This is a genomic window from Ehrlichia ruminantium str. Welgevonden, from assembly GCF_000026005.1.
In the GTDB taxonomy this organism is placed as follows: Bacteria; Pseudomonadota; Alphaproteobacteria; order Rickettsiales; family Anaplasmataceae; genus Ehrlichia; species Ehrlichia ruminantium.
Genome location: NC_005295.2, coordinates 1,286,833 through 1,309,334, shown reverse-complemented (window position 1 = coordinate 1,309,334; position 22,502 = coordinate 1,286,833). Strand labels below are relative to the sequence as shown.

The window sequence follows — 22,502 nt, the reverse complement described above, 5'->3', positions numbered from 1 at the left end:
TTTTTTATAAGAGTAGATTTTGTGTATATAGTTGGTATGGGGTAAGGTATTGATTACTATTATAGTTAATAAAGAGGAAAGATCGTTTAAAAGTGAACTAACATTATGTGATATATTAAACCTATGTGGTTATGATAGTAACATTCCGTTTGCTGTTGCAGTAAATAAGACATTAATAGTTCGTAGTCAATATAGCAGTACTTACCTAAGTAGTGGTGATATTGTAGATATAGTTTATCCTATGCAAGGTGGGTAAGCATTTGATATTTTATATTTATATAATATCTCAACATAGGTAATTAGTTTTTAGGTATAAAATTTATGTTTGTTATAATAGTATATAACTGTGTAAGTTTTCAGATACATGGTGGAATATATGAAAAAAAGATATTAGATTCTGCGTTCCGTAATCTGTGCTAATGAAGGTGGTAAAATTATAACACAATGTGTCTGTATTGGTAATCAGTGTTACAGAATAAGGAAAAGATATGTTGAATTTATATGGAACTTTATTAAGGAGTAGGTTGTTATTGGGTTCTGCAATGTATCCATCTCCTAATATTTTATGTCAATCTATTAAGTCTTCTGGGACTGAAGTAATAACAGTGTCTTTGTCACGACAAATGCCATCTCAGAATGGTGGTAATGACTTTTGGGATATCATAAAAAAAAGCGGATGTCATATTTTACCTAATACTGCTGGGTGTTCTACAGTAAATGATGTTGTGCTTATGTCTCAGATGGCAAGAGAAATTTTTGACACTAAATGGATTAAGGTAGAGGTTGTAGGTGATGAATACACGTTATATCCAGATTTGGTATTGTTGTGTGAAGCAGTAAAAGAATTAATAAGTCAGGGGTTTGAGGTTTTTCCATATTGCACAGATGATGTGGTAGTATGTAAAAAATTGATAGATTATGGATGTCGTATTCTTATGCCAGGTGCTTCACCTATAGGGTCTGGACACGGTATACTAAATATGTATAATTTAAAATTATTAAGAAATAGATTTCAAGATATCACTCTTATAGTGGATTCTGGTATAGGTAGGCCATCAGACGCTACTATGGTAATGGAATATGGCTTTGATGCTGTGCTTGTTAATACTGCTATTGCAAAATCTCTTGTACCACAAGATATGTCGCGTGCCTTTAGACATGCTGTAGAAGCAGGGTATATAGCTTATAATTCTGGTATTATACCTAAGAGAAATTTTGCAGTATCAAGTACACCATTGATAGATACACCTTTTTGGTGTAATAATTCAAATTAATAGCCATAAAGATTAGGTGGGTTAAAAACATCCTAATATTTATATGTTAATTTTATAAAAATGTGATACTTGCAAGTATAATATTGCATATCTTATATATTTTGTCCTTTTTATTCTGTTCAGTATTACCTATAACATAACTATATATAGTTTATACTTATGCTAGCATAAATAAAAAGCCTAAAATCATTATAATGACTATAATGAAACAGTAGGTTAGAAAAGCCTCTATACTGTATACTTGACTTTTCAGCAATCAGGTTTTTATAAATATAACGTAGCTTATACCATATCTTTTTAATTTTGTGTAGATAACCATAGTCTAATAAGAAATGTATGGATTAAAGTAGATAAATAAAGAAATTTGTAATAGTTGAAAATTAAACAGCAATTTAAAACAAGTTTCTATCGTATATTAATTTTATTACAATTTGATTCTGTACAAATCACATATGTTACTAGATTCATTTTTTTGATTTATGTAAACAGCTATAGCATTACGATATAACCATATATAAAGGTAAAGATGTGTACTAAATTAGTAGGAGATAGATAAAAAAACTAAAGCAATTTGTAATAATTAAAAAAATCAAATAGTAATTTAGAAAAAACCCCTATCTTGTAGTTTTAACTTTGCGGCAATCAGGTTTTCTGCAAATATAACATTATATATTTTATATCCCATTCTTTTTAACTTTGTACAGTACCAACTAGAATAAGATATAGCCATGTAGAGAATGTATGTTAAGTTAAGGAGTAAGTAGGTAGGGAAATTAATGCAATGTAAGTAAGAATACATGGTACATGTTCCAGTGAATATAAAAAGTGACATTAATGACATCAACCATAACCTATTGTAGAGAGTAAAAAAAATTGTGAACATAAATGTCATTAATGAAAACCCATCTTGAACGAAAATTAAAGAATCCTTCTTTGGGTGTTTATATATTATAAAGGAGTGCATAGTGTAAGTATGTATTTACTGTTTATGGCCTAATGATATAATTAAAATAGTCTTTAGTAAATAAAAAGTATAATGTCTTTTTTATATAGCGATATAATTGAAATCAGTATATATACTTTCTTGTGTCAAGTAATATATAAATGTGTAGAAGTGATATATTAAATTATGAGTAAGTTGTATAGCATATTTCATACCTAAGTGATTCAGTGAATGTTATTATAAAATTTAAAAGGAATCTTTTTATTGTCAGTTATTTTTTTTAATAGGACAGGTTTACAAGATTTTTTAAAATCTTTATGTATATTATTTAAGCACTAAAATTCCTATTGATAATAATCTAAAACTTAAGAAACTATATAAATCATTATTATGCTAGTTGTGTAAGTTAATTGTTGTATTGCGTAATATGGTGAATTAGAAATATTTGTAAGTATGATTATTTACTAGTTATATCTAATTTTATATGTGTGAAAGTAGTTTATAGTGTTACTCAGTATTAAAGTTATATTACGTAGTATGCTCATTTTAGATAAAGTTGTTGTATTTTTAGCTAGTATTTGTGTGAAAAGTTGGAAAAGCTTTTTTTATATGGTTATTTTATTTCAGGTATATATTATGCTACATAGTGTAATTAATTGAAATAAGTAGAATTAGATAGTATGGTATATAGTCTAAGTATATATTGTTTCAAAATTATTCTATAACATAAATAATTATGATGTTGAAGTTTCTCTGTATAAAAGCAGAAATATAGATATTATTGTACTTTGTGTTAATACTTGGATAGTAGTTTAAAGAAGTGTTTTTTGTATTGTATTTTAGTTAGATGTATTGTGTAATGTTTATTTAATACTGGTTAGTATTATTATAACATACTCACCTGATAAAATTGTGAAATTAAGAACTAATGTTTGATAGCTAGTTGAAAAGTGTTTGTATAGTATTATTTGTGATTATACAGGTTAAGTGGGTTATCGTTATTATATAATATGTGTTATAAATTTATTGTATTAAATATATGTTGTTTTATGCTGTGGTTATGGGCTGATGTTACTTGAAAATAATTCTTAATGTAGCAAATAATAGGTTTTTTTAAAGGATCTTGATTATGATGACGCGTTTTGCTCCAAGTCCTACAGGTTATCTTCATGTGGGGAACGTTAGAACTGCTTTGATATGTTGGTTATATACTCGTAGTAAACAAGGTAGGTTCTTACTTAGATTTGATGATACTGATCTTCAAAGATCTAAAGATGATTATAGGAATGAAATCGCTAATGACCTTAAGTGGTTACAGATGGATTGGGATTTTGATGTGAGACAGTCGTCTAGATTTGATCGTTATGATGAAATATTTAATTACCTATTGAAGGAAGAATTAATATATCCTTGCTATGAGAGTAAAGAGGAGTTGGATTTTAAAAGGAAAATGCAGTTAAAATTAGGATTGCCACCTATTTATGACAGGAGTGCACTCAAACTTACGCAGGATGAAAAAAATAAATATTCTGAGCGAGATGTCTATTTTAGGTTTAAGATTGATCAAAGTCAGTTAATAAGTTGGGATGATGAGATACGAGGAAAGGTATCGTTTAATGCGGCAAATATTAGCGATCCAATTGTTAAAAGAGCAGATGGTACCTATACTTATATGTTGCCATCTGTAATAGATGATATAGATTTTGATATAACTCATATTGTTCGTGGAGAAGATCATATAAGTAATACTGCAATTCAGATACAAATGTTTAATGCTCTAAAAGCTAGCGTGCCTACGTTTTCACATTTATCTCTTTTATATTGTGATGATAATAAAATCTCGAAAAGGGTTGGTGGTTTTAGTATTAAAGATATGCAATTTTATGAATTAGAGCCTATGGCTATTAATAGTTATTTTGCCAAGATAGGAACTTCTGATCCAATAGTTGTTCATACAAAAATTCAGGATTTAATATATACTTTTGATATTACAAAGTTTAATCAAGCTCCTACTCAGTTTAATATAGATGATGTAATAAAACTGAACCCTAAAGTATTACATAAGATGTCTTTTTCAGATGTTAAACTTAGATTAAGTGAGTTAAATATAACTTCTCCAGATTTATGGGATTTTGTTTCTGGAAATGTGCAAAAGTTTTCTGATATTAAAGAATGGATAAGAATTTGCGGACAAACTACTGTACCAGTGATTAATGAATCTGATCAAGATTTTATTAAAATGGCTTTAAGTGTATTTCCTAATGGAGAAATCAATCAAGATACTTGGAAAACATGGGTAGCTAATATAAAAGAAAAGACTGATCGTAAATCGAAAGATATATTTATTCCTTTAAGATTAGCTTTGACTGGAATATCTACTGGTCCAGAACTTGCAAAATTACTTCCTATACTTGGTAGAGCAGAAATCATTCGTAGGCTTGGTTATTCTAGATAGATGTTAATGTATTAAATATGTGGTCAATGAGTTTTTATGGATAGTGTGTTTTTTAATGAATGATGAGCTTATGTAATTTACTGCTTTGCTTGACGTTGGCTTTGTGAAATATCATTTCTAGGTTTATTAAGTTATTATATTTTTATCAAGTGATGGATTGTCTATATATCTGATTCTTGTGAGATATATTTATACTATTCAGTATCCCAGAACCTCTTATACTTTTTTATGGGAGTTTTTATTATATGTATTGTCATGATCATTAGTTCATGTTGTTGTGGTCGTCGTCGTATACTTCATAATAATCATAGTTGGCGTGATAGTCGATGTGAAGATAATATTAGTGATATTAATTTTAATACCACATATATGGTCAACTTTTTAAGTAAGATATCTTGATATGAATATAACTATGGAGACACTATTAAATTAGTAGTATAATTCTGCATAATAAACATTATTCCAACAACCAATAGCTAATAGACTTAACAAATTTATTTCGCTTAGTAGAATACCCTTACATTGCTGCTGAAATACTCAATATTCCAACTAAATAAACACAGATAACTATTATATTATCCCATATATTTGTAATATCCTATAGTATTAGCTCAGTGTTATATAATAAATAAGAAAGGAACTATCATAATTCTTATATGTATACAAGAAAGATTGTACTCCAATTTTAAAAGTGGTGTACCCTGCTGTTAGGTTATGTTGGGTTTAAAATATTTATTAGTATGGTTTTGTTAAGTTGTTTGTTTTTTTTTTTTGGTAGATAGTAAATTATTTGTGTATTTTGGACTTTTTTTTGGATTATTTTATTTTAAAATGGACATCACTTATTAAAATGAGTTTAGTATGAGGTTTAAAATATCTGTTATGTTACTTGAGTAAGTTATTATTTCTCTAGTTAAAAGGTAACTTATATTATGCCTATCTATGTTAGCGTATTTGGTTGATTGTAGAATGTGCTTATAAAATTAAAAATCAATTTATGCAATTACTTATTAAGATTAGAAATTAATTAAAAATTTATTAATCTGTATTTTTTCAAGTTAATATTAAAATGTATGAAGTGTAAAACCTAGAATTATATTATTAGAAGTTTATTTCTTTAATATAAAGATACAACTTAATACTATTAAAGTTAGGTATATAATATTTAACAGTGTGTTCATTTATTAAGTATTGTTTTTTTTGATAGCTTTGTAAGTGATAATGTATTTTTTAAGAAGTATATTAGTTAAAATATTTGTCAATATTATATCTTAGAAATGATTAACTGAATTTATATATGTTACAAGTAGTGTTTTAGTAATTAAGAAATAATTGGTTACGCATGACTACTGTCATATTTCTCAAAGTGTTGTTTTTTGTCCAAGCAAAATTAGTTATTTTTTCCATTATCATTTTATAAGCTGTTGTCAAAGTAATGCTGTTGTTAGTACTTTAGATGAGTTTGTATACATCCAGTCGTAAATATATGGTAAATTTTATAAGTTACTTATCTATTTGTTTTATAATAAACTTATGATCTGTTATCTATATGATAGGTGTTCTTATCTGATTATTAAGAATTTTACATTTAATACTATAGTATATTATAGTAGCAATTTTATTGGATATATAAGATCTGGATTCTGTATATACAGTAAATATTTTTAAGTTTTGATTATATAATAAATAGAAAATTATATTCTGGTAAATTAACTGAGAAATAGTTAATGTAGATGTGTAATATTATCTTGCATTTTTTGTATTTATTGGTCAGATTATTTTTAATGAAGATGGCATATAAAATATTATTTATTAGTTGATATATTTATAATATTATTTATGGTTATAGTGAATAATATTAATTTTGTTGTTATTGGTAAATTTACTGTTTTAAATTTATAGTCTTGGTTTATACTGATAACATTACTTTATATAGATCAGTGTTGAACTTATATTTTTTTGTGGTAAAAATACTGAAGTACTTATTATTTAAATATGGCGGATGTAGCTCAGCAGGTTAGAGCGTCAGTTTGTGGCACTGAAGGTCGCCAGTTCGATTCTGGTCATTCGCCCCATCTTTACTTTCTGTTTTTGTGATATAGGGAATGTGTATTTCAGTGTTATTAATATGTTGTATAATTAAAGATGTAACTTATTTTTTATGTAGTTTGGTATAGATTTGGGTTATCATGTATTTTATAAAGTCTTATACTTATTTAAATAACTGACAGTATCTGAAAAGAATGAAAGCTTATTTCATACTGCATCTTGGTGAGTGTTATATATGGGTATTTTCTGATAAAGTTTATGAAATTGATAAAGCTACTTAATTTTTATATTTGTTAAAGAAAAATTATTTTCTGTTGTATATAGGATGTTTAACTAGGAATCTTTCTTATTTCTCATAATTTGTGGTTGAAAACGAGAGATTATATTTTTTTATATTATACTTTTAATTACAAATTTGCCTTACAAAATTATATAGTGTATATAATGCTTCTCTATAAAGCTTATAAAATAATAATTTTACTTTTGTTTTTATTAAAAAAAGAAATCTATATCCTTTAATAAAGCTTTTTATAATATTCTGCTATATATTCTATTGGGTTTATATAGTTTTTTGGAGAAGTAAAGTTATACATTTTCTAAATATTATGCTTTTAATTACAAATATTTGTCTTATTTAGTGTGTACAAATGTTTTGCTGTTAAAAATTGGTGTTTTATTTCTGTTATTTATTGGATGGAAAAAGTCCTTGAATCTATCTTAATATAAAATTTACTAGTAATTTTAATATCTTTTATAAATTCTTAAATAATAAGACTACTATTTAGTTTTACACTAATAATAAGATATGGGTTTAAAAATGTGTTTTTTATTGTAATACTAAGTTTATATGTCTATTGAAATTTAAGGAGAGCTTAAAATTTCCATGCTACTTATTATCATAAATTGTTTCCATTGGTATGTTTATTAAAGATCATAGGTATTCTAGTATATTTTATATAACTGTTTGAGTAGTCATTTTTTTAGTAAAGTTTCCCCAAAAAAATTATATTATTATATAAGGTGATTTTAAAAATCTTGTATTTGATGTCTTTTACATTTTTGTTATTTAAATAACACCAGTTTCTTAATTATCAAATTTGGAAATCATAAATCAATGTGGTACAATTTTATTTTTATATAAAGAATAATATGCAATTGATAAAATTGCTAAAGTGTTTCCTGATGTGTATAATCAATAAAGAAGTAGTATCAAGGCTATAGTTAGGATTAGACCAAAAGCACGTTATTTTCATTCTTTATATTTATTAAAAAATAATAATATTACATGGATAATATGGTTACTTTACCTTTGTTGATTATAAAACATACTTATATTTTATTTATGTGATTGTTAAATTTTATAGGTTTTATCTTGTAATTTCGCTATTTAATTAAATCATAGTATTAATTATATTAATTGACATTACTGTTTTATGAGCCTAATGGACAATTAAATTTAATTAGATAATAACTATATTGTTTAATAATGTGGTTACATTAATTTATGTTTTATATTGATTGCTTGTTTAATATTTATGATGAAATAGTATCAGGTATTTGTACTATCTTTACTGTTTTATGAGCCTAATGGACAGTTAAATTTAGTTAGATAATAAATATTGTTTTATATTGACTGCTTCACCTTTATATTTGTTATCAGAGTTATCGAATATTTATATTATGTTTTACTCTATTATTTAATCAGGGAATTATCTAATGCGATTGGGTTCTAGTATTGTTAATCAGTATGTGGATGTTAATTTATTTTATAACTTTGTGATATCTGCTTTGTATATATAGTTACAAGTGTTTCATAATTTAAGTTATTGTCAAAAAGTTCTGTAAAGAAATGCGAGTAGGTATGAGGTAATTGTTATTTTTTTAAGCAGTATTTTAATGTAAGTTTAACATATCAGATGATTATATTGGATGTTCGAAAGACCTACTTTTATATTTTTTTATCTTTTGTGTGATACTTGAGTTATAGTGTAGGTTAATATTGTTTAAGATATTGTGTTTTAAATGGTTAAAGAATTTTTGACATTACTGTGTTTTTATATGATAGTTAATAGGGAGAACTTGTTAATGATAATTCATATGCGTAATCGTACAATAGGGTTGTTTCTTTTAATATTTGCTTTCTATTGTTCTAATGCTTTTGCTAATGTGAAAATGGTAGCTATGGTTAATGGTGAATTGATTTCTAGCTTAGACCTAGAAAGATATATTGCTATAAGTAAATTCTTTTATCATGTTGATAGTGATGTAGCTAAGGATATAGAATTAGATTCTCTAATTGATGAGTATATATGGAAGCAGGAAGCTGAAAAACTTAAAGTTGTGGTGAGTGAACAAGAAATCTTGGATGCTGTTAACCAATTATTTGTTATGAAAGGTTCTAACCATAAGGAAAATCATAATAATGACTTTAAATCTTATACTGAACAGCAAGGGTTAGATTATGATATGTTAATACAGCATGTAAAATCCAAGTTACTGTGGAATAAAATCTTGATGTTAAAGGTTGTCCCTTATATTAGTGTTAGTAATAAAGAGATATTGGATAGTCAAGATACTATGTTATCCCCTAATGGTTTAAATATATTTGTGCATATTCAAGAGATTGTATTACCAGTTGGTTTGAGTGATAATAATGTAACTGATGTGATACGTAGTTTACATGATGGAATAAGTATTGATAATATTAAAAAGCGCGTTGAAGGATTACTGTTCGAAGAAACTAGCATTAATCTTAAAGATGTTGATATAGTATTGGCTAACCAATTATTGAATGCTAAAGTTAATGATGTAATTGGTCCAATTAAGACTGAATATGGGAATCTGATTATAAAGTTACTTAATAGGTTTGAAATAAATAGAGAGTTTGCAAACAGTAGTGTCAATCTACAGCAAATGTATTTAGATGTTCAAGAAAGTAAAAAATATGTTGATCAGATTAGTTTACTGAAGACTAAAGCTAAGTGTGAGAATTTTCAGAATATTGCAGCTGAGCTTGGCTTACCAAAACCATTGAGTTTTGTTGCGAAAGTAAAAGACTTGTCTGTAAAAATTCAGAGTAATTTACAATCTCTTGACATTGGGAGTATTGTGGAAGTTACGAATAATGATGCTGTAAATATCATTATGTTATGTAATGTAACAAAAGGTAAGGCTGATGACACTAGTGTTAGTGATGTTAATATGATAAAGCAGAAGCTATATATGGAAAAGTTAACTATGCAAAGCGAGTATTTATTGTCTACTTTAAAGAAAAGTTCTTTAATAGAAAAGTATAATTAGTTACTATGCTACGTATCATATCTGGAAAATACCGAGGACGTAAAATATTTTCTGATAAATTTTTGAGTGCTCGGCCTGCTATGTCTATAATTAGGGAGTCGGTCTTTAATATAATCTCATCTCGCATGAGCATTCAAGGTTGTAAAGTTCTTGATTTGTTTTGTGGTAGTGGATCATTATCTTTTGAGGCATTATCAAGAGGTGCAGCAAGTTCTTTATTAGTTGATATTAACCATTATAATTTACGCTTAGTTAAACAAACATCTGAATATTTGGGTCTAACAGATAATGTTGTATTGATGTGTTGTGATGTAGAAAGGTTATCTATTGCAAATGATCAATATGATATTGTTTTTGTTGATCCACCATATAATAATCCTACATTAGTTAATATCACTCTGAATATCCTCATTAATTTTGGTTGGATTAATGACGATAGTATAGTTATGGTTAGAGTTAGTAGAAAAACTTCTGTTGTTTTTCCTTTAGGATATCAGGTACTAGTTGAACGTACTTATGGAACTTCTAAAGTGATCATATTACGATTTAATAAAGCAATATTGTGTGCTGATGTTACAAATTTATCTTAAAAGAACTTTTCTTTAAAGTAGACAATAAATACTCGCTTTGCATAGTTAACTTTTCCATATATAGCTTCTGCTTTATCATATTAACATCACTAACACTAGTGTCATCAGCCTTACCTTTTGTTACATTACATAACATAATGATATTTACAGCATCATTATTCGTAACTTCCACAATACTCCCAATGTCAAGAGATTGTAAATTACTCTGAATTTTTACAGATATTTAAGCTATATTAGGTTGTTTGATATTGTTATATATAGTAAAAAATCTATTTTATCAAAATAATCAGATTATTAGTCGTAATATTATTGCTGCTATGTTTTACAATTTGATGAAAATATTATTAGTAATATGTATGTTATAATGTAAATGTTTGTTATAGTATTACATCAATGTGTATTAAGTAAAAAACTTTTGATTTGTATGTCAATACAGTGAGATAAAGGTATAATTGCAATTTAGGTTTTTTAAAATATATTAGTAGTTTTGTATAAGATATTGTTATTTGATTATGATGATATAAGTAGTAGTACATAAATAATGTATATTAAGTTAAAAATTTTTGATTGTGTATGCCAATACAATGAGGTAAAGGTATAATTGCAATTTAGGTTTTTTAAAATATATTAGTAGTTTTGTATAAGATATTGTTATTTGATTATGATGATATAAATAGTAGTACATAAATAATGTATGTTAAGTTAAAAATTTTTGATTGTGTATGCCAATACAGTGAGATAAAGGTATAATTGCAATTTAGGTTTTTTAAAATATATTAGTAGTTTTGTATAAGATATTGTTATTTGATTATGATGATATAAATAGTAGTACATAAATAATGTATGTTAAGTTAAAAATTTTTGATTGTGTATGCCAATACAATGAGGTAAAGGTATAATTGCAATTTAGGTTTTTAAGATATGTTGGCAGTTTTGTATAAGATATTGTTATTTGATTATGATGATATAAATAGTAGTACATAAATAATGTATGTTAAGTTAAAAATTTTTGATTGTGTATGCCAGTACAATGAGGTAAAGGTATGATTGCAATTTAGGTTTTTAAAATATGTTGGCAGTTTTGTATAAGATATTGTTGTTTGATTATGATGATATAAATAGTAATACATAGATTTATGTAATAATATAAAAGTTTTTCTTGTGGATTAACTGATATTGAAGTAGTAGTAGTGTTCTTTTGAGCCCATATTACTTAATAAAGCATATATTTCCTATACTGAAAATGTTTATATGTATTGTGACATCAACGAAAAATTTACCATATATAAAGTAAACCACAGTTTAAATAGAGCTATTATTTATTAAAACAAGTATTTTAGAGTTGTTGAAAACACATTTTGATGATTTTGTAGGAATATTGTTTACTCTAATATTAGTCATGATATTAGATATGTACATTCTAGAAAACGGAAAATTTTACTTTATTTTGTTATAATGAGGTGAAGGAAATTAGAATTATCTATAATTCTAAGATAATTAGAATATATTGTGATAATTTTTATAGGACTATACATGTAACATTACAGAAAGTTTTTATTAATTATCATTAAGTGAAAGCTATTGTAATGCTCATAATCTTAAAATTATTAAAAAGGAATTTTTGTAGGTTTATAAGGGTATGGTTTGTTATATTAATCTTAGTTTATTAGCACACATGGTATGTATCATATATGTAGCAATAAAAGATATTATTTTCTGCAAAGTAGGATAACAGTAAAATTTTGTCTAACTTTAACAGTCCTAGTTTTGTGTTTATTCTAATAAAACAAGCTCTATAATTATAGATTATTTTCTATAATAAAAAGTGATAACATGTCTATTAAAAGTAACTATAAATTTTACAGATATTGAACTTTGATTAGTAGTAAAGCATCTGTTTATGAAATGTGTTATATATGCAGCGTATGTTATTATAAATTTGTGTCTTGTAAATTATATATTAGTTTATTGTAAGTATTTTACTATGAGATTTACTAGTAGTATATCATACTTATTAATATAAGTTATAATTGTTAATTTGAAAATACACAGCTGACTAATTTTAATAAATTTTATATTGATGAAAAGTTGTGTACTTACTTATGTATTCCATATAATTAACGTTCATAAGATTGCATATTAAACATGTATTGTAATAAAATAATATCTTGTATGTGTTTAATATTTTTACGATAATAATAATGAAATCATCATAGGTACATAGAATAATCCTATAATGGTATTTACTAGTAACATAAGTGCTATTTTATCAGGATTATTATTTAATATTGTTGCTAATATTATGCTAGTACCTGACATTGGTACTATTGCTATGAGTATTAGTGCTCTGTATATGTCATTATCGTATAGTTGTATTGTGAGTTTATCTATTACAATGTACCCAATTACCAAGGCAGGCCAGAGTATATATTTTATTATTACAGCTAGGGAAATGAGTTTCCAGTCTATACTTAAACTCTTTATGTTTGCAACAGCTACACCTAATAACATCATTCCCAGTATAACATAAGTACCTCTAATGTTTACTGCAAAATCAGATAGAAAAGTTGGAATATGTATATGAAAGTAACTACAAGATAATGCCGCAATAGCAGCATATATTGCTGGCAACATTATTAATTTCATTATACATGTTTTAGTGGTATATATTCCCTGAGTTGCAAGATAAAAACCAAAGCTGTTTTCAAATATTAACATTCCTACATAGCAGAATAAATATATTGATACTGTATTATCATCAAACATTGCAAGAGCTAGAGGTAGACCAAAAAAACCCATGCTAGAACTTCCTGAACTGAATGCTAGGATATTTCTTGTGTTATCTCTAAACACTAGGGCAGATGTGTAATATACTACAGCTGACATTATACAACATATTAGACATGTTAGGAGTGGTAAGGAAAGGATTTCTGGGTTGATATTTACCTGTGATATACCAAAGAATATTACAAGTGGTCCTACAATATAAAACAATAATTTTGCTATGCTAGGACTGTCTATCTTTAAGAATTTACCTGCAATAAACCCTAACAGTACTGTTATATATACAGGTAAGATCTTGAGTAGTAGGACTGAGAACATAATTTTTTAATGTGATACTAATAGGATACTGTAGCATAAATATGAATTGCTTTACAACTATAGAATTGTGAAAAATACATCTGCCAGTTAAAGTTTGATAACTGGGAAAAATGCAGTCATCAATTAGTTAATAAGTTAATATTAGACATAGTGTATTAAATAACCATTAAATTTACAGTGTTCATCATATGATATGTTGTATAACTCCATCATTGGTATTCAGTTAATATGTAATGGAGTGTTATAAAAAACTATAGTAGGTATTATTAATATAGTTTTGTCATAGTATAATTGTTAACTATGAAATGAGTTTTTTGTATATAGATAATAGCATATTTTGGTTATATGATTATTCTCATGTTTTAAGCAAATTGCTAAATATAAAGTTTTTGTATTGGTAACAATATAAAAATATGAAAATTTTTTAAATATAATATTTCAGGTATGTTATATATATATCGCTATTTGACAATGTTATAATTACTAACTTACTTGATATTATGATTGAGTAAAAAGAAATGATAATTTATTATCATAATGGCTTATATAACTTTATTATAAAACTATAGAGTTTTATTGTATATTACTAAGTTTATCAATTATAAAATAAAAAAGTACCAATATCAGTATATGGCTTGTTTATTATATTCCCCTCAGTCTTGTAAAATTGTCAGCGTAGGATTTTGGAGCTATAGTTTGTGAATATTCCTGTAATACTATATGTTTAATATTGTGTGCATTTGCATATGCAATAGCCTGCTCTTTAGTTGCAAAGAATAAAGAAACTTGTTGCATTGTATCACAAGAACCAGTCCATTGCATTAATGGTTCTATGTATTGAGTATTTGATGGTCCAAATTCTAATTTCCATGTTTTAGATTTGTTTTTTCCAGACTGCATAACGCTTTTAGTTGGTCTGTATATTTTTGCATACATGTTTGATACTTGTTCTTCTATAAAAAAACTGTTACCTTATAAATTATATACTAAATAATAGTTTATGTCTATTAATGATGAGTATACTTTTGAATCTGCTATACAGCAGTTAGAGTCCATAGTGCAAGAATTGGAATCTGGAGAAGTAAGTTTAACTAGAAGTGTTGAACTATATAGTCGTGGTAAAGAATTATATGAGTACTGTAATAAAGTTATTGAAGATATAGAACTCAAAATTGAAATTAGAGAATAAATTAAACATTTCAATAGATACTTGTTTTAGGGTAGATAGTTTGTATATGTGTGAAAGATTATTTTGTATTACAAATTAAAAACTTTGTACAATAAGAAGAAAGAAAGTTATGTGTTTTTAAGTTTATGTTATAAGATCACTATTATTCAGCATTGTTGTTAAGTATAATAAGTATGCTAAAGATAGGTGATTTGTAAAGTAAAGTTTTTATAGTCTTTTACTATTAATAAAGATATGTGATTAGACTAAGAGTTCAAATATATAAGTAAAAGATGTATTTATATGGTAGTTTTTTTCATTTGAACTATATGAAATGTTATTTTGCTATCAAATTTTTTGCATTGAAGAATTATCTAGTTTTTTTATTTCTATAATACATTCATTTAGGATTAGTACATAATTAAATAATATTGTAATAAAGTGAAAAAAATATTAGATAGAATTAAAAGTAATAGCAAATAAGATACAAGAAAGAATATGATAAATAAAGTAAAACATTACTTAATAAGATATAGGTGTGATGATATATCATAATAAAGTCTAGTATAAGGAATAAATTGTTTTTAACTTTATACAAGTAGACAACATTCACTATAGTATACAATCAATAAATAACTGCTTTTCTTATCTCTTATTATTTAAGTTGAATAAATTTTTCCGTTGATGTCATGATATATATGAGTGTATTGTTAGTATAGAAAATGCATGTTTTGTTGAGTAATACAGACTTACTTCTAAATAAATGATAACTCTATTTAAGTTGTAGTTTACTTTACATAGGCTATAAAGTCCTATGAAAGGGACTTTGGTAATAGAATTATGTATGTTTATCAGTACATTATAAAAATGTTATGATAAGTGTTATAATAGTGATTAATTGGTAAAATTTTTGTGGTTTTATTAGGTAATTGACAAAATAAGTTTTGTGCAAACGCAAATAAATAATTTTAATCAAGTTAATTTAAAGTATATGATACTGCTAAACAGTGTTTAATTTTATATAAATAACTTAATAGTTAGAGAATGTAATGAGTGAAGTAATTACTTTTGGGTGCAGATTAAATTTTTATGAAAGTGAAGTTATAAAAAATAATTTAAAAAAAGCAGAACTAGATGATGTTATTGTTGTGCATACTTGTGCTGTTACTAGTGAAGCAGAACGTCAAGTAAAAGCCAAAATACGTAAACTTTATAATAATAATGCTAATGTTAAAATAATTGTAGCAGGATGTGCTGCTCAATTAAATCCAGAATCATATATGAGTATGCCAGGTGTAGTTAAGGTTTTAGGGAATGAAGATAAACTGAAATATGAAAGTTATATTACTGCTGATAAAGTTATTGTAGGAAATATAGGTAGTTCAAGAAAAGTTATAAAAGATTCAATAAAACAGTTTCCTGGTAAATCTAGAGCATTGATTGAAATACAAAATGGGTGTAATCATGAATGTACTTTTTGTGTTATTACTAAAGCAAGAGGTAATAATCGTTCCCTACATATTGAAGATATTATAACTCAAGTAAAAGATTGTGTTAATAATGGATATAATGAAGTTGTTTTTACTGGTGTAGATATTAGTGATTTTGGTATCGATATCTATGGTCAACGTATGCTTGGTGTTATGATAAAGAGGGTATTAGGAGCTATACCACAGTTACGTAGATTAAGGTTATCGTCTATAGATGTAGCAGAGATAGAAGATGATCTTATTGATATTATTGGAAATGAACCTAGGTTTATGCCACATTTGCATTTAAGCTTGCAATCTGGAAATAATTTAATTCTTAAAAGGATGAAACGTAGACATAATAGAGAACAGGTAGTGGAATTTTGTAATAGAGTAAGTGGCATGAGAAAAGACATAGTATTTGGAGCTGATATTATTGTCGGATTTCCAACAGAGACAGAAGATATGTTTAATGATACTGTTAAATTGATAGAAGAAGCAAATATTTCATATTTGCATATATTTCCATATTCAGCTAGAGAAGGTACTCCAGCTGCTAGGATGCCTCAGGTTTCACCAGAGGTTAGGAAGAGACGTACAAAATATTTATGGGAAATTTCTGAGAAAAGATTGAAAAGTTTTTATAATACCCTGTTACATACAAGGCAAAGTATTGTTGTTGAAAAATCAGGTATTGGTAGAGCAGAAAATTTTGCTTTGGTTAAGTTTTTTAGTCAAGATGTTCAGTTACAGAGTGTTGTTGAAGTGATGGTAAAAGCAGTTGAAGGTAACTATTTGATTGCTGAAGTTTTAAAATTGTGAGAATCTCAAGGTTCATAATTATGTTTGTTATATTATCTAAAAATGCTTTAATGTTTATATTCAGGTAACATACTTGTAACTTGTGATTAATACTAAAATTGTTTAATAGTAAATATTATTTTTCATAAAACGATCACAATATGTTTTCGATAACTTTAGAATTGGGAGGATTTTCTAATGTAATTATATAATTCACATGTGAAAAAAAATTTTTCTGTTATTATAATTATGCACATCTAGTATTACAACTGATATCAAATAAGACATACAACATCTTACATAAAATTACTAAAATATACTTTTAATGGTTTTAAAATGGAGAAAATGGAAATAATTCTTTTCCATTATAGCCAATATATAAATGCGTAATGTTTTAAATATATGATCGTATTAACATTTGTATCATATCTTTTTATTGTATTATATTAATTTATATTGTTAATATTTTGTATTGCTAAAGGGAAGCTAATTAATATTCTTCTTGTTTTTGTATAGAAAATTTATTTTTCTATTGATTATATGTTATGAACATTTATTTATTGTGATATAGCTGAATATTATGGTTATTTGAAAGATAATAGTATTTTTATAAGTTTAGTATTTGAATATATGTACTAAAAAAGTTACTAAATATTCTAATTTACATATTAATTATCCTTCTAATATAATTTCTGATGCCGTAGTTATTTTATATGTTGAATTTGTTATTTTTTTATATTTGATACTTATTGATATATCAAAGGTTATGTTCCTGTAGAAATGTTGATTATTGACTAGATCATATGATCTTTAATGATATAGTTTTTTATATTTAATATTGATGTATATATGACAAATTGCATTTTATTTTTATTAAAGTGTTGATTATTTACTAAGTTATATGATTTTTGCTGGTATGGTTATTTTATTATTTAATATTGATGTATATATGACAAGCTGCATTTTGTTTTTATTAAAGTGTTGATTATTTGCTAAGTTATATGATTTTTGCTGGTATGGTTATTTTATATTTAATATTGATGTATATATGACAAATTGCATTTTATTTTTATTAAAGTGTTGATTATTTACTAAGTTATATGATTTTTGCTGGTATGGTTATTTTATATTTAATATTGATGTATATACGACAAGCTGCATTTTGTTTTTATTAAAGTGTTGATTATTTACTAAGTTATATGATTTTTGCTGGTATGGTTATTTTATATTTAATATTAATGTATATATGACAAGCTGCATTTTGTTTTTATTAAAGTGTTGATTATTTACTAAGTTATATGATTTTTGCTGGTATGGTTATTTTATATTTAATATTGATGTATATATGACAAGCTGCATTTTGTTTTTATTAAAGTGTTGATTATTTGCTAAGTTATATGATTTTTGCTGGTATGGTTATTTTATATTTGATATTGATGTATATATGACAAGCTGCATTTTGTTTTTATTAAAGTGTTGATTATTTGCTAAGTTGTATGGTCTTTGTTGGTATGGTTATTTTATATAACAAGCTTAGTTTTTTTATATTTGATACTTATTGATGCGAAGGGTTTGTTTTTTATAGAAATGCTGATTACTTATTGATAATAGACCTGTAATTTCTAGCGATATTGTATATAAAAAAGATACTTGAATACTTAATTTATATGAGTGGTTATATATTGCTACACATATTTGCTGTTACTGTATAACTTTGATGGTATTGCTATTATTTAAATAGTACAATAATGTTGTTTTTAATTTATTCAGTACTTAGGCTTGTATGTAAACAATCCTATTTCCTACTAAGGACATCAGTGTAGCAAGATTTAATTATAATGCTATAACAATATTTTTCTACAATAAACTGCTAAATGCTATATGCAAATAGGACATAGAATAATAAATAAACATACTGTTATGCAAACTTTATGTTCCTTGTTGTTTAGCTTATATAGTTGTTTAATTCAAGAATTATTCTGGAAATATCAGCCCCAATTACTTGTGCTAATTTTTTTCCATTTTTAAACATTAGTATAGTGGGTACTGCACTAACACCATACTGAATAGCAACATCTTGATTATTATCGATACTTAACTTATAAATTTTAATTTTATCAGCATACTGATTGGCTAACTTTTCTAATTGAGGTTCTAAACTTTTACAAGGTCCACACCACGGAGCCCAAAAATCTACTAAAATCAAAATGTCTTCTTTACAAGAAATAACCTTACTTTGAAAATCACTATCTTCAATCTGTTCAATCATTATAATACCACCTAGTTAAGTACAAATTTTTCACATATTGTAAAGTAGTTGTTAATTATATCAAGAACAATCATAAAAAATCGTTACTACCTAGCGTTTCTTTTTATTGTACTTGTTATTAAACACACATACTGTATCTGAACCATAACGTAATGTGAATGCATCACTAACTCTTTCAATAATTACATAATCACCAGACACTCGAAAATTAATTAATGATTCATATCCTTCTGAGTCTACAGTAAATATAGAAGGTAAATCCGCATTAATGTGTGCAAACTGCATGTAAGTAAATTGATGATCATCAAAGACTTTTAAAGGAACTATTCTTTGACTTCCTCTATTGTGTGAAACTAGATAGTCAAAATTTAAGCCTTTTTTTGCAGTTTCAATATCAGTTAAATCTGGAATATTAGCTTGTTCTACTGGGAAAACCATTCCTGAGCTATCTGGTGTAAAGTTTTCAGTAGAAGAATATAAAAACCTTACTTCATAAGCTAACCTAGGATCGTCAAGTCCTGTAGCTTCATCTGCAAGGAACTCAAAATAATATACTCGTTTATTTGTTATGATAGTTGCATTAGTATTTGCTTTATCTGCGACAGGTTTAATAAATAGTCGGTTACCTTTTGGGATTAACTGCCAACCGGTTGAATCACCCATAGATATTGTATCGATTGTTTCTCCATCTTCAAACAATATACTAGATTGATAGCCATAGAATCCTACATATTGATGTATTGAATGAGGATTATAAGTCATAACCTTAATATGATCATCTTCAGCTATAGTACGTACTTCCTGCTTTGCAAAACAAATGTTACTGCTTAGTAGAAGCAAAATAAAAATTACTACTAAATTTTTCATTTTGTGCTTTTATAAGATACATAACACTTAATTTTAGCACTAATATTGTAACTTGCAACAATTCCATGCAGATTTAGTATAAATGTTTAATTTTAGTGTTATATGTTTAAATTATTGTCAGTTGTATCATGATATGTATTTTCTATCTTAATCTGTGTTTTTATATACATCAGTATATAATGTATTTACTGCTGGTTCGCTACTGTTTTGAGAAAATTCTACAGATTCTTTTACGATATTGCGAATTTCTTTATCATATTTATTGCAATCCTCTTCGGATATGATTTTGTTGGATATCATATAATTTTTTAAGTTTATCAATGGGTCTTTTTCTTCTTTCACTTTTTCCACTTCTTCTTTTGATCTATATTTTGCTGGATCTGACATAGAATGTCCTCTGTAGCGGTATGTCTTCATCTCTAATAAAATAGGTCCGTTTTGTTCTCTACAATAAGCTGCTGCATCAGTTGCTGCTTTTATTACTGCAAATAAATCCATTCCATCTATTTGATATCCTGGTATACCAAAACTTTCTCCTTTTTTATATAAATCTGTAATATAAGATGATCTAGATACTGATGTACCCATTGCATATTCATTATTCTCAATAACATATACTACTGGTAATTTCCAGAGTGCAGCCATATTAAAAGCTTCATATACTTGTCCTTGGTTAGTAGCTCCATCTCCAAAGCATGTAAAAACCACGTTGTTATTTTTTTTGTATTTGTTAGCAAGAGCAATTCCTGTACCTATAGGAACTTGTGCACCTACGATACCATGTCCTCCAAAGAATTGTTTTTCTATGTTGAACATATGCATAGAGCCACCTTTACCTCCTGAACATCCGGTACTTTTGCCCATAAGTTCTGCCATTACATATTTTGGATCGGTACCAGAAGAAAGCATAAAACCATGATCTCTATAACTAGTAATGATAGAATCTCCTTCTATTATTGAATGTTGTATACCAACTGCTATTGCTTCCTGGCCTATATACAGGTGACAGAACCCACCTATAAGCCCCATTCCATATAATTGTCCAGATTTTTCTTCGAATCTGCGTATTAGCAACATGTCATGATAGCAATTTATTAGTTGTTGCTTTGTCAAGTTGTGTATATGGTCTGTTGTCATGTATTACCTTAAATTAATACGCTTAATTTTTGTGGCATATTGCCACTATTTTTTTTGAGTAATCTTATAATTCAATATTAAGATATTGCTAACTTATTTATTAGCATATCGCAATAATTAAATTTTCAGTCTAAATATAACTGCTCATGAATATACTAACTTGCTTAACCATTAATCAAATATTAAAAACTTTAATATGTACTCTTGTAATAACTGTATAGTTATGTTAGTAACCAGTTTTGTATATCATGTATTTGATAATTTTCCATGAGTGCTGGTGCATGACCTGCATTTTGGTACTCTATAAAACTCATGTCTGGTTTTGATAATACCATTTGATTTAATATAGATCTTGTTAATATATTTGATACTGCTCCACGTATTACCAATATTTTACTGTGTATTTTATTCCATATGTTCCACATATCCATGTTCTCTATATTACTAATTTCTTCGCTGAATGCTATTCCTATTTTTGGATCTACTGCTAATGCATATGTATTGTCAGAATTTTGTACTATGCTGTGTTTAATGATATGTTGCCAATGCTGTTCTTGGGTTATTCCAAAACTATATAATAGTTTTTTTATGTATAGTTCTACTTCATTTATAGTGTTGAATATTGGATTAATATTGATATTTTTATCAATTTTTTTTAAGGAATCGATGTTAATGAACGGTCCAATATCATTAATAATTAATTTATTAATTAGGTTAGGAAAATATGCCGATAAGTACATTCCTATTATTCCACCCATCGAAGTCCCGAGGAAATCAATCTGATTAATTTTTAAATGTTTTAGTAAGTATACTATACTTTTACAGTAAGTAGAATAATTATATAACTTATAGTTCTGGAGCCACGAACTTTTACCTCTTCCTACAATATCTGGGCATATTATTTTGTAGTGTTTAGATAAGACAGTTGCTAAGTAGTCAAAATCTCTGCAATTTCTTGTTATTCCATGTACGCATATTAGATATTTACTGCTACTACTATCAAAATATGAGTAATTCATGGTGAATTTTTCTTGAAATTGATTTATATCTAATGTATGAAATAGCATGTTCAGGTTAT

General features: G+C 26.3%; 16 protein-coding genes, 1 tRNA gene and 1 pseudogene. 10 read left to right on the top strand and 8 right to left on the bottom strand.

The features are described 5' to 3' along the window. Positions 1-49 precede the first annotated feature (49 nt). Both thiS and ERUM_RS04125 read left to right on the top strand, forming a co-directional pair. Positions 50-256 (top strand): sulfur carrier protein ThiS, encoded by a 207-nt coding sequence (gene thiS / locus ERUM_RS04130; protein WP_231089406.1) that lies wholly within the window; start codon positions 50-52, stop codon positions 254-256. Between the two features lie 232 nt (positions 257-488). Continuing rightward, complete coding sequence (locus ERUM_RS04125; protein ID WP_011155441.1) at positions 489-1,274, top strand: thiazole synthase; 786 nt, start codon at positions 489-491, stop codon at positions 1,272-1,274. Between the two features lie 601 nt (positions 1,275-1,875). Here the strand turns inward: ERUM_RS04125 and ERUM_RS05205 are convergent. Further along, the gene (locus ERUM_RS05205) at positions 1,876-2,238 is read right to left on the bottom strand and encodes an Erum7620/ECH_0207 family putative T1SS effector (protein WP_011155440.1); all 363 of its coding nucleotides are present in this window, start codon (positions 2,236-2,238) and stop codon (positions 1,876-1,878) included. 1,102 nt (positions 2,239-3,340) lie between these two features. Between ERUM_RS05205 and gltX the strand changes: the two genes are divergently transcribed. The 6 genes and pseudogenes from gltX to rsmD all read left to right on the top strand — a co-directional run bounded on the left by gltX (position 3,341) and on the right by rsmD (position 10,611). Beyond that, positions 3,341-4,672: a glutamate--tRNA ligase gene (gltX, locus tag ERUM_RS04120; RefSeq protein WP_011155439.1), complete on the top strand. Its 1,332-nt coding sequence runs from the start codon at positions 3,341-3,343 to the stop codon at positions 4,670-4,672. A 255-nt stretch (positions 4,673-4,927) separates the two neighbouring features. Further along, positions 4,928-5,071, top strand: a complete 144-nt coding sequence (locus ERUM_RS05125) for a hypothetical protein (RefSeq protein WP_155720549.1) — start codon at positions 4,928-4,930, stop codon at positions 5,069-5,071. Positions 5,072-6,670: 1,599 nt separating this feature from the next. After that, a tRNA-His gene (locus ERUM_RS04115) sits at positions 6,671-6,747 on the top strand. Between the two features lie 1,125 nt (positions 6,748-7,872). Further along, positions 7,873-7,992, top strand: a pseudogene (locus ERUM_RS05175) (lipoyl synthase); the annotation flags it as partial. Between the two features lie 814 nt (positions 7,993-8,806). Next, positions 8,807-10,021, top strand: coding sequence for a SurA N-terminal domain-containing protein (locus ERUM_RS04110; protein ID WP_231837211.1), 1,215 nt, complete (start codon positions 8,807-8,809; stop codon positions 10,019-10,021). Positions 10,022-10,026: 5 nt separating this feature from the next. Further along, a complete protein-coding gene (rsmD, locus tag ERUM_RS04105; protein ID WP_011155437.1) occupies positions 10,027-10,611 on the top strand; it encodes a 16S rRNA (guanine(966)-N(2))-methyltransferase RsmD in 585 nt (194 codons plus the stop codon). On the opposite strand, the gene ERUM_RS04100 is transcribed toward rsmD, so the two are convergent. From ERUM_RS04100 to ERUM_RS04090, 3 genes are all read right to left on the bottom strand, one after another. Beyond that, entirely contained in the window at positions 10,595-10,783 is a 189-nt protein-coding gene (locus ERUM_RS04100; RefSeq protein WP_011256166.1) for a hypothetical protein, read from the bottom strand. The genes rsmD and ERUM_RS04100 overlap by 17 nt on opposite strands. Positions 10,784-12,798: 2,015 nt before the next feature. After that, on the bottom strand, positions 12,799-13,713 hold the full coding sequence (locus ERUM_RS04095; RefSeq protein ID WP_011155436.1) for an AEC family transporter: 915 nt from the start codon (positions 13,711-13,713) through the stop codon (positions 12,799-12,801). Between the two features lie 642 nt (positions 13,714-14,355). After that, positions 14,356-14,649, bottom strand: a complete 294-nt coding sequence (locus tag ERUM_RS04090; protein ID WP_011155435.1) for an ETC complex I subunit — start codon at positions 14,647-14,649, stop codon at positions 14,356-14,358. A 64-nt stretch (positions 14,650-14,713) separates the two neighbouring features. Here ERUM_RS04090 and xseB point away from each other — a divergent pair, with 64 nt between their 5' ends. Beyond that, positions 14,714-14,902, top strand: a complete 189-nt coding sequence (xseB, locus tag ERUM_RS04085; RefSeq protein ID WP_011155434.1) for an exodeoxyribonuclease VII small subunit — start codon at positions 14,714-14,716, stop codon at positions 14,900-14,902. Between the two features lie 1,028 nt (positions 14,903-15,930). Then, positions 15,931-17,172, top strand: a complete 1,242-nt coding sequence (mtaB, locus tag ERUM_RS04080) for a tRNA (N(6)-L-threonylcarbamoyladenosine(37)-C(2))-methylthiotransferase MtaB (protein ID WP_011155433.1) — start codon at positions 15,931-15,933, stop codon at positions 17,170-17,172. Between the two features lie 1,924 nt (positions 17,173-19,096). Here mtaB and trxA read toward each other — a convergent pair. The 4 genes from trxA to ERUM_RS04060 form a co-directional block, all read right to left on the bottom strand. Further along, entirely contained in the window at positions 19,097-19,420 is a 324-nt protein-coding gene (gene trxA, locus ERUM_RS04075; RefSeq protein WP_011155432.1) for a thioredoxin, read from the bottom strand. A gap of 90 nt (positions 19,421-19,510) precedes the next feature. Next, positions 19,511-20,287 (bottom strand): P-type conjugative transfer protein VirB9, encoded by a 777-nt coding sequence (virB9, locus tag ERUM_RS04070; protein ID WP_011155431.1) that lies wholly within the window; start codon positions 20,285-20,287, stop codon positions 19,511-19,513. A 147-nt stretch (positions 20,288-20,434) separates the two neighbouring features. Then, positions 20,435-21,424 (bottom strand): pyruvate dehydrogenase (acetyl-transferring) E1 component subunit alpha, encoded by a 990-nt coding sequence (gene pdhA, locus ERUM_RS04065; protein WP_011155430.1) that lies wholly within the window; start codon positions 21,422-21,424, stop codon positions 20,435-20,437. Between the two features lie 221 nt (positions 21,425-21,645). Then, positions 21,646-22,491 carry an alpha/beta fold hydrolase gene (locus tag ERUM_RS04060; protein WP_011155429.1) on the bottom strand — a complete coding sequence of 282 codons (846 nt, stop codon included), beginning with the start codon at positions 22,489-22,491 and terminating at the stop codon, positions 21,646-21,648. Positions 22,492-22,502: the final 11 nt, after the last annotated feature.